This window comes from Streptococcus sp. A34 (genome assembly GCF_043674115.1).
Taxonomy (GTDB): Bacteria; Bacillota; Bacilli; order Lactobacillales; family Streptococcaceae; genus Streptococcus; species Streptococcus suis_V.
In genome coordinates this window covers 32063-46306 of record NZ_JBIMJM010000007.1, presented here as the reverse complement: position 1 = coordinate 46306, position 14244 = coordinate 32063, and the positions used below count along the sequence as shown (strand labels likewise).

Annotated in this window: 11 protein-coding genes and 3 pseudogenes; 7 read left to right on the top strand and 7 right to left on the bottom strand. The window is 43.7% G+C overall.

Going from position 1 to position 14244, the window contains the following annotated elements; genetic code table 11:
- The first annotated feature begins 44 nt into the window (after positions 1–44).
- Both ACHBGV_RS03605 and ACHBGV_RS03600 read left to right on the top strand, forming a co-directional pair.
- A complete protein-coding gene (locus ACHBGV_RS03605) occupies positions 45–854 on the top strand; it encodes a MurR/RpiR family transcriptional regulator (RefSeq protein WP_125265846.1) in 810 nt (269 codons plus the stop codon).
- Between the two features lie 60 nt (positions 855–914).
- Entirely contained in the window at positions 915–2612 is a 1698-nt protein-coding gene (locus tag ACHBGV_RS03600) for a M3 family oligoendopeptidase (RefSeq protein WP_394735650.1), read from the top strand.
- 28 nt (positions 2613–2640) lie between these two features.
- Here the strand turns inward: ACHBGV_RS03600 and ACHBGV_RS03595 are convergent, their stop codons facing one another.
- The gene (locus ACHBGV_RS03595) at positions 2641–2988 is read right to left on the bottom strand and encodes a helix-turn-helix domain-containing protein (RefSeq protein WP_125265844.1); all 348 of its coding nucleotides are present in this window, start codon (positions 2986–2988) and stop codon (positions 2641–2643) included.
- Between the two features lie 158 nt (positions 2989–3146).
- Between ACHBGV_RS03595 and ACHBGV_RS03590 the strand changes: the two genes are divergently transcribed.
- The 4 genes and pseudogenes from ACHBGV_RS03590 to ACHBGV_RS03575 all read left to right on the top strand — a co-directional run bounded on the left by ACHBGV_RS03590 (position 3147) and on the right by ACHBGV_RS03575 (position 5840).
- Positions 3147–3686, top strand: a complete 540-nt coding sequence (locus ACHBGV_RS03590; RefSeq protein ID WP_394735649.1) for an NADPH-dependent FMN reductase — start codon at positions 3147–3149, stop codon at positions 3684–3686.
- Positions 3687–3853: 167 nt separating this feature from the next.
- On the top strand, positions 3854–4474 hold the full coding sequence (locus tag ACHBGV_RS03585; protein WP_394735648.1) for a thioredoxin: 621 nt from the start codon (positions 3854–3856) through the stop codon (positions 4472–4474).
- 14 nt (positions 4475–4488) lie between these two features.
- Positions 4489–4890, top strand: a complete 402-nt coding sequence (locus ACHBGV_RS03580; RefSeq protein WP_172063209.1) for a nuclear transport factor 2 family protein — start codon at positions 4489–4491, stop codon at positions 4888–4890.
- Positions 4891–4991: 101 nt separating this feature from the next.
- Positions 4992–5840: pseudogene (locus tag ACHBGV_RS03575) on the top strand (VOC family protein).
- Between the two features lie 26 nt (positions 5841–5866).
- On the opposite strand, the gene ACHBGV_RS03570 reads toward ACHBGV_RS03575, so the two are convergent.
- Both ACHBGV_RS03570 and pflA read right to left on the bottom strand, forming a co-directional pair.
- Entirely contained in the window at positions 5867–7006 is a 1140-nt protein-coding gene (locus ACHBGV_RS03570) for a glycoside hydrolase family 3 N-terminal domain-containing protein (RefSeq protein ID WP_394735647.1), read from the bottom strand.
- Complete coding sequence (gene pflA, locus ACHBGV_RS03565) at positions 7003–7791, bottom strand: pyruvate formate-lyase-activating protein (RefSeq protein ID WP_105110643.1); 789 nt, start codon at positions 7789–7791, stop codon at positions 7003–7005. Before pflA ends, ACHBGV_RS03570 begins: the two co-directional genes overlap by 4 nt.
- Before the next feature lie 312 nt (positions 7792–8103).
- On the opposite strand from pflA, the pseudogene ACHBGV_RS03560 reads away from it, so the two are divergent.
- Positions 8104–8715 (top strand): annotated as a pseudogene (locus ACHBGV_RS03560) (helix-turn-helix domain-containing protein); the annotation flags it as partial.
- A gap of 4 nt (positions 8716–8719) precedes the next feature.
- Here the strand turns inward: ACHBGV_RS03560 and ACHBGV_RS03555 are convergent.
- The 4 genes and pseudogenes from ACHBGV_RS03555 to ACHBGV_RS03540 form a co-directional block, all read right to left on the bottom strand.
- A pseudogene (locus ACHBGV_RS03555) lies at positions 8720–9063 on the bottom strand (transposase); the annotation flags it as partial.
- A 500-nt stretch (positions 9064–9563) separates the two neighbouring features.
- Positions 9564–10715: an A/G-specific adenine glycosylase gene (gene mutY, locus ACHBGV_RS03550; RefSeq protein ID WP_172059328.1), complete on the bottom strand. Its 1152-nt coding sequence runs from the start codon at positions 10713–10715 to the stop codon at positions 9564–9566.
- A 73-nt stretch (positions 10716–10788) separates the two neighbouring features.
- On the bottom strand, positions 10789–12537 hold the full coding sequence (locus ACHBGV_RS03545) for an ABC transporter ATP-binding protein (RefSeq protein WP_394735646.1): 1749 nt from the start codon (positions 12535–12537) through the stop codon (positions 10789–10791).
- Entirely contained in the window at positions 12506–14242 is a 1737-nt protein-coding gene (locus ACHBGV_RS03540) for an ABC transporter ATP-binding protein (RefSeq protein ID WP_394735645.1), read from the bottom strand. Before ACHBGV_RS03540 ends, ACHBGV_RS03545 begins: the two co-directional genes overlap by 32 nt.
- Positions 14243–14244: the final 2 nt, after the last annotated feature.

Sequence of the window (14244 nt, the reverse complement as noted above, 5' to 3'; positions counted from 1 at the left end):
TTATGGTATAATAGAAATATACTATATTATTACAGGGAACTACTATGAAAGCTGAACAGAATATCATTGCGATTATCGATAACAATTTAGAGCAAATGACCAGACTGGAGAAGGACATTGCAGCCTATTTTATTGCCCTGGATACCAAAACAATGGACCTAAGATTAGAAATTGTAACCCAAAAACTACATATCTCTCCTTCAGCTCTAACCCGATTTGCCAAAAAATGTGGATTCTCAGGTTATCGTGAATTCGTCTTCGCCTTTCAAAATCAGAAACTACAATTAGACGAGCAGCTTGAACATGTAAAAAACAACTTGACCAAAAAAGTGTTGATTGATTACGATGAGATACTAACAGCAACCAACCAACTGATTGATGAAGTAAAATTACAAGAAATTGCCCACCTGATTGACCAAAGCAAGCGGGTTTATTTCTACGGCACCGGCAGTTCAGGTCTTGTTGCCATGGAGATTAAGTCCCGTTTCATGCGCCTGGGAGTTGTCTGTGATGCCATAACTGACCGCAATAATCTCATATGGACGACAAATATCTTAGACCCCAACTGTCTTGTCATCGGACTTTCTTTGTCGGGTCACACAGAAGATATTATCGATCATTTGACTTTGGCGGCAAGCCGTGGCATTCAGACAGCTCTTCTAACAACTAGAGAATTTGAAACAACACCAATTGAAACGATAATCCCTGTTGCCTCTGTTCGTAATCTAAATTATGGCAATCGTATTTCACCACAAATCCCGTTATTGATCATGTTAGATATTCTCTACGCATACTTTCACGCAATAGATCAAGAGAAAAAAGAAAGCATATTTAAACAAACAATCGTTGACTAGATTTGCCAAACGTTTTCAAAAAGAGTAAGATAGAAGGTAGCAATACAAAAGGAGAATCATATGAAATTTTCAGACTATACCTATGTCCGTCCCGATTATGAAGCCATCAAGGCTCAATTTACTGACCTGACAGACCAGTTGGCTCAGGCAAGTGACTTGGAAACAACTCGTACACTTGTGACAGACGTTACCAAATTACTCAACTTGATCGATACCCAGTACAACCTCTGGATGATCCGTCATACTATTGACATGAATGATGAGTTTTACAATGAAGAAACCAAGTTTTGGAATGAGTATTCTCCACTTTTTGAAGAATTGACCACCAACTACTACCGTGTCATTGTCCAGACCCCTTACAAGGAAGAGTTGTCAGACATCTTGCCTAAAACCTTCTTCATGCAGGCTGAGAATAAGCTCAAGACATTCTCATCAGACGTCATTCCATTACTGCAAAAAGAAAATGAATTATCTGATGAGTACAGCAAACTGATTGCGGGTGCGGAGATTGATTTCCAAGGACAGACTTACAACCTGGCACAAATGGGGTCATTTGGTCAATCAACCGACCGTGAAGTCCGCAAGGCTGCTTCTGCTGCTACAACTGCCTTCTTTGAAAGCAAGGAAGCTGATTTCGACCGCGTTTACGATGAATTGGTCAAAGTCCGCACAGAAATCGCCCACAAACTTGGCTTCAAGGACTATGTGGAATACGGTTACCTCAAGATGAACCGTTTCGATTACAATCGTGACATGGTCAAGGTGTACCGTGAGGAAATCCTCAAACACATCGTACCGATTGTACAAAATCTGCGTCAACGCCAAGCCAATCGCCTGCAAGTTCCAAGCCTCAAACACTACGACCTCAATCTTGAGTTCTTGGACGGAAATGCAGTCCCACAAGGTGACCCTGATTTTATCGTCAGCCAAGCCCAAGACATGTACCGCGAATTGTCCGCAGAAACAGGCGAATTCTTCGATTTCATGATTGAGCATGAACTCTTAGACTTGGTCGCAAAACCAGGCAAAAACAGCGGTGGCTACTGTACCTATATCCCTGACTTCAAGAGCCCATTCATCTTCTCCAACTTCAATGGAACCAGCGGTGATATTGATGTCTTGACCCACGAAGCAGGTCACGCCTTCCAAGTCTATCGTTCGCGTTGGATTCAAAGTCCAGAAGTTGTTTGGCCAACCTATGAAACCTGTGAAATCCACTCCATGTCTATGGAATTTATGACCTGGCCTTGGATGGACCGTTTCTTCAAGGAACAAGTCGATAAATATAAATTTACTCACTTGGCAAGTGCCCTTCTCTTCTTGCCTTACGGTGTCTTGGTGGATCACTTCCAGCACGAAGTCTATGAACACCCAGAGATGACTCCAGCTGAACGAAAGGCGACTTGGAAAAAACTCCAAGACCTCTACTTGCCAGACCGTGATTATTCGGAGTCAGAAGCCCTCAACCGTGGTATTTTCTGGTATCGTCAAGGGCACATCTTTGCTAGCCCATTCTACTACATTGACTACACCTTGGCCCAAGTTTGTGCCCTTCAATTCTGGAAACGCACACAGGTGGACCACGATGAAACAGCTTGGGAAGACTACATCCGCATCTGTGATTTGGGTGGCACCAAGTCCTTCTTGCAAGTGGTTGAAGCCGCAAACCTCCAATCACCGTTCAAAGAAGGTGCCCTTGAAAATACAGCCAAGGCTGCTGCTAGCTGGCTAGAAGCCGTTAAGGATGACGAACTATAAAAGACAAAAATCTGAATGAGATACGAACTCATTCAGATTTTTTTGATTTAACAAAGTTGATGTATTTATCACCAAAGACTTCAATTTGTTGAAGAACCATCTTGAATTCCTGACCAATCTCGCTCAGTTCATATTCCACTTTTGGCGGAACCTGTGCATAAACCTTCCGAATGATTAAACCATCATCTTCTAGCTGGCGCAACTGCTTGGTCAAGGTTGCTTGGGAAATCCCTGTCAATCGACGGTGCAATTCATTAAACCGAATGGGACCTTCTTCGATATGATGTAGTAATAACATACTCCATTTCCCAGATAAGACACTCTGAGTGGTCACAAAAGGACACTCCGGAACTGTATGGTGTGTGAAAGTTGCCATAATTTCTCCTTTATTTTCCCTTGATACTACACATTACTTCACAAAAAGATAGTGACTATTCAAAAAAAACGTACTTGTTTTATTTTTAGTACCTGTTACAATAATACCATAAACTGCGAGAGCAGGGAAGAAAAAATTGTTATTAGAGGTATAACATCATGAAAAACATTCTATTTATCGTCGGTTCACTACGTGAAGGTTCATTCAACCACCAAATGGCTAAACAAGCTGAAAGCATCTTAGAAGGTCAAGCAACTGTATCTTATCTTAACTATAAAGAAATCCCGCTAATGAACCAAGATCTTGAAACACCAGTCTTGCCAGCTGTCCAAGCTGCACGCGATGCGATTATGGCTGCAGATGCTATTTGGATTTTCTCACCAGTTTACAACTTTGCTATTCCAGGTACTGTGAAGAACTTGATTGACTGGCTCAGCCGTGCCCTTGACTTGTCAGATACTCGTGGTCCATCTGCCCTTCAAGACAAAATCGTTACCGTATCATCTGTTGCCAGCGCTGGTCATGACCAAATGTTCGCTAGTTATCATGCACTACTACCATTTGTTCGTATGCAAGTTGTAGGTGAGTTTACAGGTACAACTGTCAACCCAGAAGCCTGGGGAACTGGTCAGTTGGTATTGTCAGAGGAAGCCATCTCCGGTCTGCAAGCGCAAGCTCAAGCTTTGTTAGAAGCTTAGATTCTACAGGTCAATCTACATCCTTCTATGACCTTTATCGAGTTGAAGTTGATAAAATTGCAGAACTCTAGGATGTTGTTGTGCCAATCGAGGAAGATTCCAAAACTTCCAATAGCAGTGCTAAATTCTAATCAAAAACCAAGAAAATAAGATGAAAGAAGATTAAAATGAAACTATATTACATCATCGATGCTTATTGTGGTTGGACCTACGGCTTTAACCACATTTTCACAAAATTCATGCAAGACCATCCTGACATAGAAATAGAGGTCATTAACGGAGGCTTGTTTGTCGGCGATAATAAAAAGAAAATGGCTGATTTTAAGCAGGCCCAATCCATCAACAAACAAATCGAAAGCTATTACCAAATGTCTTTTGGCGATAACTACAATCAATTGTTTAAGGATACGAACTTTATCATGGATTCACTTGGTCCTGCTAGAGCCTACTCAGTCTTGAAAAACTATGTTGAGACACATAATCATACTCAGCTAACTTTAGATATTCAAGCCTTATTTTTTGAAGATGGGTTAGACCTCAGTCAAGCAGACAGTTACACCAGCCTAATCGGTAGCTATCAGCTACCTACAAAAGCTATGGAAGAACTATCAAGCATCTTGAAACAACCAGAAAATCTACACCCAGACTTTATCAAGGCTTATGAAATGGGGGTAACCTCTTTCCCAACCTTGTTACTTGAAAAAGACGGAAACTTCTTTAATCTTATTAACCAAGTTCGCACAGTAGACGATTTGGAAAAAAATTTCCAAGAGGCAGTTGCTCAATAGAAAAGAAAATACCTATGTCAAAAAATCAATTATATAAAAATATTTTAGAAGAGACTTATCTAGCTACTGCTCAAGGTCGAATAGAAGATTTCAAGAGCCATTTGGCTGCTGATATCTCTTGGACAGAAGCTGCAGGCTTTCCCTATGCTGGTACCTATATCGGTCCAGATGCAGTGATTGAAAACGTCCATGCAAGACTAGGTTCTGAATGGACCAATTATAGTGCCACACCTGTTGATTACGCCTTTTCAGGAAACCGTGTCATGGTTTATGGCTACTACAAGGGAACCTACAACCTTACTCAGAAATCCTTCCAAGCAGACTTTGTCCATATTTACGATTTTAATGCTGAAGATAGAATTACACACTTTATCCAAATCGTAGATAGCGCACTTGTTGAGAAAGCTATGAGATAAAAATCAATTTTCAAAAGTCTATTCGTCACACATTACTTCACCAAAAGATACTAAGTAACTCGAAAATTCCTATAAATTGTATCAGAAAGCTAGGTATTCCCATGTACAATTCCAAATTTGAACTGGGCTACGTCGCCCTCAACGTCCGCAATCTGGAACTCCAAAGCCTGTTTTACCAACAGGTACTGGGCCTGCAAATTTTGACGGAAAGTCAAAACCAGATTGATCTTGGTGTCGGACAGACCACCCTTGTCCGCCTGATTCAAACAGAGCAGGAAGGCGAGGTCAGCCAAAGCTACGGACTCTACCACTTGGCCATTGTTCTACCTAGCCGCGAGGACCTTGGGACCATCTTCCGCCACTTTATCGACAATAAGATTCCCCTCCAAGGCGCCAGCGACCACGGTTACAGCGAAGCCATTTACCTAGCCGACACCGAAGGCAACGGCATCGAAATTTACCGCGACCTCCCGCAAGACTCTTGGGATGTCCGCCCAGATGGATGAATTGTTGGTATCACTGAGCCTATGGATGCAGAAACGATCTATGCTTTAGGGAAAAAAGCTGACGCAGCCTATCAGGTGCCAGCTGGCAGTCGCATGGGTCATGTCCATCTATCTGTCCGAGAAAGCGCCGCTTCTAGCCGATTCTACCAAGAAGTCCTAGCTGTTGAGGATAAATTCTCGGTCCCATCTGCAGCCTGGCTAGCCTCAGGTAACTACCATCACCACCTAGCTGTCAACGAATGGGGAGGAAAAAATCTTCAAACACGAACTGAAGGCATGCCGGGACTTGCCTACTACACTCTAGTCTATACAGACATCCAAGCCTTCCAAGCCACCATTAAACGTGCCCAGACCGCAGGACTTGACCTGCACCTTGCCACCCAAGAAGTCGTCTTTGTCGATGTGGACGGCATCAGGACCCGATTGGTCTACCAAACGAAATAAGAGGTTCGACAGATACCTAACCTCTTTTATTTTATCAAACCTAAATCGTATTTCATCCCCAAAATCCGTTCCACTGATTGCTCAATGCGGTCCTCGCTTAGTTTTCCTCTTTTTACCTGGTCCAAAAGATAGGGAATCTGACTCGTAAAGTTAGAAGACAAAATCATATCAGCCCCCGCCTCGATTGCCTGAAGGGCTGCTTCATTTTGATCAAGAAATTCTGACAAACCCAATTTATCAAAATCATCTGTCAAAATAACCCCTTCAAAGCCCAGCTCCTGACGTAAAATAGCCATCACCTCAGGTGATATAGAAGACGGTTGGTCCGAAACAGCAGTCAGAATAATGTGACTGACCATGACTGAGTCCGCTCCTGCTTCAATCCCTGCCTCAAACGGTAAGAAATCCTGCTTTCTCAATTCATCTACAGGACGGTCATCATAGACCAGCCCCGTAATCGCATCACCCGTCTCACTCGAACCAGGGAAATGCTTCAAGGTAGATAGAAAATTTTCTTCCTTGAGCAATGTGACGACCTCACGAACGTAGTCAGATGTTGTCATGGCATCCTGGCCTAGTGTCCGTTCATAAATGGGTGAACTGGGATTGGTTACAACATCAGCAATCGGGAAAAAGCCCGCTGAAATACCTAAATCCTTTAGAACCGAAACCTTGGATTTTGCTCCCTCCAGGACAGCATCCAAACCTCCCTCATCATACATTTCCATCGGTGATGCAAAAGGTTCTTTCAAGATTGGACTAATTTGACTAACAGCTCCTCCCTCCTCATTGGAAGCCAAAAGCAAGGGGATATTGGAGGCTTTTTGATAGCTTGCCAAGTCTTTTTTTAGCTGACTCAGCGACTTACCTTCTACATCTTTGGATTCCAGCATATAACCTCCTAGATAATAGGCCCCAACAATCTGTTCAGCCTCTTGCTCAGGAATATGCCCTAAAAATAATTGACCAATCTTATCCTCTATAGTCATACCTTCCATCATTTGATTGATAGTCCTCTGCTTCTGTGTCAGACCACTATCAACAGCTGGGGATTCCATCTTATCAAAAACAATCCAACCACTCAGCAAGGTCATCAAAAGAAGGCTAACCACAGAAAATATAGCGAAGTTTTCTTTGTTCTGAATAAAACTATCTTTCTCAATCATCCTCTAATCCGATTCAAATAATCCTGATAAGACTCCGTCTCCATCAAGGTCTTTGCATTTTCCACACGCGCCCTAGTCGGCGGTTTTGTCCCCTCCAGCGGGTAAGGTCTCCCCAACTCTCTCCACTTAAATTCACCTAAATTGTGATAAGGCAGAACTTCAAAGCGCTCGACATTGTTCAAGGTTTTAACAAATTTGCCCAACTCAACCAGGTCCTCATCTCGGTCTGTCAATCCAGGTACCAAGACATGTCGAATCCAAACAGGCTTGCCAATATCCGATAGGTAACGAGCACACTCTAAAATAGTTTTATTACTATGACCTGTAACAATACGATGCTGGTCAGGATTGATTTCCTTGATATCTAAGAGCACCAAGTCGGTCACTTCCATGAGACGGTTGTATTTTTCCAAATAACGCTCAGTCGAACGGAAGGTCAGGGCACAGGTATCTAAAGTCGTATGGATGCCTTTTTCTTTTGCCAGGGTAAAGAGAGCAATCAAGAAATCAATCTGAATGGTCGCTTCACCACCAGACACCGTAATCCCCCCTTCCTTGCCCCAGAACATCCGAAAACGCAGAGCTTCTTTTAGGACATCCTCAGCAGTACGCTCGGTTGCTGCCGGGTTAACCAAATCCCAGGTATCAGGATTGTGACAATACTGGCAACGCATGTGACAGCCTTGCATGAAGACCACAAAGCGAACACCAGGTCCATCAACTGAACCAAAACTTTCGGTAGAATGAACTAGACCGGTAACTTTTCCATAATCAATCTCTGTCATTGGCTTTTCCTCACTTTTTACTATGATTATTATATCACAAAAAATGAAAACGCTCTATATTTTCTGAATGAATAAATTGACATCCCGTTACTACACACCAAAAACCACCCACAAAACTGGGCTCTATAAGACTGTAGTGGGTAAATCCCCTATGGAGATTATGGAGCCTTTTTGAGTATAGAAAAAAAGTCCCACATGACCTAAAATGAAAAGCGTCTAAACCATCATTAAAAAGGAATCATATGGAATAGATAAATAGTCAGGGAAGTGACTGTTTATCCCCGAGCCCAGAAATAATAAAGCGAGGATAGTATCACAAACTTACTGGGAACGAAAGACCCCAACATCACTATTTTGGATTATGAGGACTGCACTTCTCACAAGGAAATTCTTGCCAAACTGGATTATTCAGCTCCTAAATACCACTCTTGTCATGGTCAAATGACTAAATACGATTTCCAGAAAACCTCTAAAACTCCCTACTTAGAATCTGCTGGATACCCTCTGCTTATCCGCTTGAGAAAGCGCCGTTTCCGCTGTAAAAATTGCGGAAAAATGGCTGTCGCAGAAACCTCTCTGATCTAGAAAAACCACCAAATCTCAACCATTGTTCACCAGAAAATAGCTCAACCTCTCATTGAAAAACAGTCTATGACCGACATCGCTAAGCGTCTTGCCCTCTCTCTACCTCAACTGTCATTCGTAAGCTAAATGAGTTCCAATTTAAAACCGACTGGAATTGGTTGCCTGAAAATATGAGCTGGTTTCAAGAAAGGAAAAATGAGTTTCATCGCTCAGGATTTTGACTTGCTAAAGGTCATTACAATCCTTGACGGACGCACACAAGCCACAATCAGAAATCACTTCCTGCGCTATTCCAGACAAGCTAGAAATCGTGTTAAAGTCATCACTATGGACATATTTATACTCAACTAAAATCAAAAATAGCCAAACTCCAATCTCTACGTACAATTGATTTGAGTTGAGAAGGAGATAGGTTTTGAATAACCTCTTGAAGTTTATCAATAACCTCATTCAAGCTTCTAAATATCTTATTCTTGAAACCACGTTTGCGGATTTCGGCCCAGACTTGCTCAATAGGGTTCATCTCTGGTGTGTAAGGTGGAATAAAGGTAAATTCTATATTCTCAGGGATATTCAATGTCTGAGATTTATGCCAGATGGCATTGTCCATGACTAGAATAATGTAGTCATCTGATAAGCTTCTGACAATTGGTGTAGAAATTCATTCATCCAATCACTATCACAACCGCTTCTGCTCGGTCACTAACCCAATCAATGACTTGTGGTTGGAAGAACCTATAAACTCAAAAACCGAGCTTCGTTTGAAACTCGGTTAGTGGTTATTATCAGGAAGGTCCGACTCCAGAAGTTAATGATTAAAAACTAATATGCTTCGATTGCTACCCATTTTCTATTAATTTTCAATTGTCTAAAGTGTGGAGATTGCTTTATTTTTTACAGTGTTCTAAATATAATATCCGAAAATCAATCAATGACTGACGATCTTCTCTGGAAATACCAGGTCGGTATTTCCCAAGTTTGAACGGGCAGCAAGCCAATGAAAATAAGGTTGTGAATAAAGAATATCATAAATAGATGGGTGGAACTGAAGCAGACCTTCCTCTAGTTACTGCCTTAGGGGGCAATAGCTAGTTTGCGAAAGAATAAATGAAATCATCTTTCTATCTACAATGTTAATATAACACTTTTTCAAAATAAATTCAAATAATTGTGTGCAAAAAACAAACTTATTTTTTAAAATTTTTGTTAAATTCATCCCACATTTTCTGCTGTGGCTTGGCAAAGGGATAGGTATGAAAATCTTCAACCGAAACCCATTTTAATTCACGATTAGCTGGTAATTCCGACTGACTTGCCACTCCTTCTATCAACTCAATCTGCCATTTGCGGTGGCTGAAAATATGCTGAATGGTCTCAAATTCTTGCTCCTGCCAGTCAATAGTCAGACCATATTCTTCTGTAAAGCGCAGCTTCATATCAGGCTGCTCCGGCTCTTCTGCCACTTCAAACAAGGAAACTTGTTTGGCTAGGATAGCCCCTTTTTCCAAAAGCGGAAAAGACCAAAATCCTGATAAGAGTCCAGCGTCGGTATTTTTCTCAAGGAGAAATTGATTATCCTGATTGCGAATGAGAAAGCCTTGATAGGCGACTGGGACAGGCTTTTTCTTGGGTACCTTGATAGGATATTTGTCCATTGTGCCATTGAGATAGGCTGCACTAAAGTCCTTCACGGGACTTTCTTCTGGCCGTGGATTGGCAGGCGCCTCAATATCTGAACCCAAATCCATCAGGGCTTGATTAAAGTCTCCCGGTCTAGCTGGGTCAATCAAGATGTCCATCATGGCTTGAAAAATCTTGCGATTCGCAGGGAGACCAATGTCATAATCCACTTCAAACAAACGGCTGAGCACGCGCATGACGTTGCCGTCTACCGCAGGCTCCGGCAAACCGAAGGCAATGCTAGAAATAGCACCAGCTGTGTAGGGACCAATGCCTTTTAGACTGGAAATTTCTGCGTGTGTCTTGGGAAAGGAACCATCGAACCGTTCAACCATATCTTGGGCCGCTTTTTGCATATTGCGGACACGAGAATAATAGCCCAACCCTTCCCACAATTTGAGAATGACTTCTTCCGGTGCCTCTGCCAAGTCTCTGATAGTCGGCAGATGGTGGAGAAAGCGCTCATAGTAAGGAATAACCGTATCCACACGCGTCTGTTGCAACATAATCTCCGACACCCAAATGGCGTAGGGATCCGATGTTCGTCGCCAAGGCAGGTCTCGTTTGTGCTCATCATACCAATCAAGAAGAGCCTTGCGAAAGGCGACAATCTTCTCTTCTGACCACATGTCAATTCCATATTCTTTCAAATCTAACATAATTCTAGTATAGCACAAAGACAGGGAGCTAGCTGTTACTAACTCCCTGTCTGTAGAATGAAATGTTACTTACCTACTGTTCAGCAGCCTGCTGGCTCATCTGCATCTGGTAATAAAAACCTTGCGCATCCATCAATTCCCTATGATTGCCTTGTTCGACAATTTTTCCATCTACTATGACCAAAATCAAGTCAGCTGATTGGATGGTTGATAGGCGATGGGCAATGATAAAGCTGGTCCGTCCCTGCATCAATTTGGCAAAGGCTTCTTGAACCAATAACTCCGTCCGTGTGTCAATCGACGAGGTCGCCTCATCCAAAATTAAGATTTTAGGGATTTTGACAAAAACGCGCGCAATCGACAGCAATTGCCGTTGACCCTGTGATAGAGAGGCGCCACCATCTGTCAGGACAGTATCATAACCTTGGGGCAATTGACGAATAAAGAAATCCGCATTGGCTGCCTTGGCCACCTCGATAACCCATTCCCTAGTCGCATGAGGATATCCATAGGCAATATTTTCATGGATAGTTCCTGATTTTATCCAGGTTTCTTGGAGAACCATGCCAATCTGCCGCCGCAAATCCTCTCGGCTGTATTGGGAAATAGGCACACCGTCCAGGACAATCTGGCCAGCATTGACATCGTAAAAACGCATGAGCAGATTAATCATGGTCGATTTCCCTGCGCCAGTCGGACCAACGATAGCCACCTTTTGACCAGAGGTAACATCAATCGTCAGGTCCTCAATGAGCGATTTTTCAGGCTGATAAGAGAAAGATACATTTTCAAAGGAAATAGCCCCCTGCAACTGATCCGAGTCAATTGTCCGCTCTGCCCTATCCTCTTCGCTAGCTAGATTAACAAGGGCAAAGAGCCTGTCTGCACAAGCTAAAGCGCTCTGCAATTCCGATAGGACAGAAGAAATATCGTTAAAAGGCTTGCTGTACTGGCTGGCATAGTTGAGAAAGGTGGTCAGAGAGCCGACTGTAAAGGTCCCCTGCATGATGCGAAGTGCTCCAAGACCTGTCAAAAGCGCATAAATCAAGGCATTGACAAATCGGGTAGTCGGATTAACCGTAGACGAAGCAAATATTGCTTTCTGCAAATAATGAGCGTAGTCGCCATTGACCTGCTGGAACTGCTTCTTAAACTGGTCTTGGGCATTGAAGGCCTGCACCAGACTGAGCTGGCTAATGGTCTCCTCTAAGAGCTGAGCTTGCTGCCCACGCGCCTGGGTCTGGCGACTGTAGTAAGTATAGCTCTTCTTTGCAATAAAACGCGCCACAAAAAGAGACAGTGGGGTCAAGGCAACAACCAAAAGCATCATGACAAGATCCAAACCTGCCATGGTAAAAATGGTCAAGAGAATGGTCAAAATTCCAGCGAAAAACTGGTTGAAGACCATCAAAAGACCGTTAGTCAGCTGTTCACTATCACTGGAAAATCGTGCAACCAAGTCCCCCGTTGACTGCCTATCCAGATAGGAAAGGGGCAACTGGTGCAATTTGACATAGACCTGCTCCCGCAAGTCTGCCACCATTTCATAGACCAGGCGATTGGTGACCAAGGGCAGATACCACTGGACCAGGCCATTGGCCAGAATGACGACAAACATCTGCAACAGAATCTCCAGCAAGACCTGGCTATCTGCTACCAAGACCGCGTCGACTGCCTGACCGATAAGGATAGGAAGATAGACGGTCAGAAGGACCTGAGCCAGTGTCGCCAGCAAGAGCAGAGTCAGACGAATGGGCTGTTTTAGGACCAGTCCCGTCAATTGATGCAGACTAGTTTTCTTCATGGCTGCTCTCCTCTCCATGCTGGGATTGGTCAATTTCACGGTAAATAGCAGAGCTTTCTAGCAAGTCTTGATGACGACCTAGCCCCACCTGCTGTCCCTGGTCCAGCACCAAAATTTGATCCGCCGTCTTCAGGCTATTGGTCCGTTGAGACACCATAATCAAGGTTTGGTCAGGCAATTCCTCCTTGATAGCCTGCAAGAGACGGCTCTCTGTCAGATAATCCAGGGCCGACGTCGCATCATCCAAAATCAAAACAGGTGCTTCTTTCAAGAGAGCACGCGCAATGGTCAGCCGTTGCCGTTGTCCACCGGAAAAATTCTTCCCAAAGGCTGCTACAGGACTATCCAAACCGCCCTTTTCTGCCACAAATCCATCCGCCTGAGCAATCTTCAGGGCCCACCAAATGCGTTCTTCGGAACTATCAGCCAGTCCCAAGGTAAGATTTGAGCGGACTGTTCCAGCAAAGAGCTGGGCCTGCTGGGCAACGGTGGCACAATTAGCCCGCCAGGTTCTGAGATTCACAGGACTCTTTCCATCAATAAAGTGCATCAATTGACTAGCTGGCATCGGATAAAAGGCCTGTAAGAGATTGACCAAGGTCGTCTTACCAGCACCCGTACCACCGATGATGCCGATAAACTGGCCTTTCTTTATATGAATAGAAATTCCTGACAGGGCCTGTTCAGCAGCATTGGGATAGGCAAAATCCAGCTTGTATAGTGCAAAAACATCAGCTGGGTCATTGGCTTGCAGGACTGGCAGAGTGCCTTCCAGGTCTTCGGATTCTTGCTTGAAAATTTCCTGAATCCGTTGACCAGCGATATAAGACTGGTTGATAGATGAGACAACCATGACCATCTTGACCAGCTCCGCCAAGATTTGCAGGAGATAATTGATTAGGGCAACCAGCATCCCTTGCTCTAGCAGATTGTTAGAAATGGCTAGATTTCCTTGCCAAATCAAAATCATCAAGGTCGCATTAACCACCAGAAAAGTCAGTGGCGACAGCAGGCTAGACCAGTAACCAGCCTGTAACTGTCTATTTTTATAGGCCAGATTGAGGGCTTGAAAATGAGCAACTTCTCTCGCTACCTGGCCAAAGGCACGAATGACCCGCCAGCCCGTAACCGTTTCACGCACCTGCCCTACCAAGCTGTCCAAATCTCTACGAATCGATAAGAGATAGCGGCTGACAGCCGCCGTAATACCTGCCACAATCACCAGCAAAACAGCAATCATCCCCAGAAAATAGAGAGAAAGGCTAGGACTGATATAGAAGGCCATGAAGAGAGCACCAAAGACCACAATCGGAGCCCGTAGAAACAGGCGCAAGAAAATATTGATTCCTGCTTGAATCTGCAAGGTATCACTGGTCAAGCGCGTCAAAATTGATGAGCGGGACAAAGTATCCTGACTAGCTTGCGGCAAAGATAAGACTTTTTCAAACAGGTCCTCTGTCAACTGCTTGGTCACCCCAACTGCTGCCTTGGCTGAATAATATTGCCCTAAAATAGATACTAGAACTCCCACAATTGCCAACCCTGTCAGGAGTAAAAGCATAGCAACCAGGTCCCCCTGATTGCCATGTGGAATAATTGTATCAACGATATGGGCAATAGCCAAGGGAACAAGGAGTTCAAAGCAGGCCTCCAACAGTTTGAAGAGAGGAGCCAGCGTAACTTCTTTCAGGTAATCCCTGACATATCGTAGGATAAATGTCATAA

Bases quoted from the DNA above. Each gene is read 5' to 3' on its own strand.
- ACHBGV_RS03605 (WP_125265846.1), top strand. From the start codon at position 45: ATGAAAGCTGAACAGAATATCATTGCGATTATCGATAACAATTTAGAG.
- ACHBGV_RS03600 (WP_394735650.1), top strand. From the start codon at position 915: ATGAAATTTTCAGACTATACCTATGTCCGTCCCGATTATGAAGCCATC.
- ACHBGV_RS03595 (WP_125265844.1), bottom strand. From the start codon at position 2,988: ATGGCAACTTTCACACACCATACAGTTCCGGAGTGTCCTTTTGTGACC.
- ACHBGV_RS03590 (WP_394735649.1), top strand. From the start codon at position 3,147: ATGAAAAACATTCTATTTATCGTCGGTTCACTACGTGAAGGTTCATTC.
- ACHBGV_RS03585 (WP_394735648.1), top strand. From the start codon at position 3,854: ATGAAACTATATTACATCATCGATGCTTATTGTGGTTGGACCTACGGC.
- ACHBGV_RS03580 (WP_172063209.1), top strand. From the start codon at position 4,489: ATGTCAAAAAATCAATTATATAAAAATATTTTAGAAGAGACTTATCTA.
- ACHBGV_RS03570 (WP_394735647.1), bottom strand. From the start codon at position 7,006: ATGATTGAGAAAGATAGTTTTATTCAGAACAAAGAAAACTTCGCTATA.
- pflA (WP_105110643.1), bottom strand. From the start codon at position 7,791: ATGACAGAGATTGATTATGGAAAAGTTACCGGTCTAGTTCATTCTACC.
- mutY (WP_172059328.1), bottom strand. From the start codon at position 10,715: ATGTTAGATTTGAAAGAATATGGAATTGACATGTGGTCAGAAGAGAAG.
- ACHBGV_RS03545 (WP_394735646.1), bottom strand. From the start codon at position 12,537: ATGGAGAGGAGAGCAGCCATGAAGAAAACTAGTCTGCATCAATTGACG.
- ACHBGV_RS03540 (WP_394735645.1), bottom strand. From the start codon at position 14,242: ATGACATTTATCCTACGATATGTCAGGGATTACCTGAAAGAAGTTACG.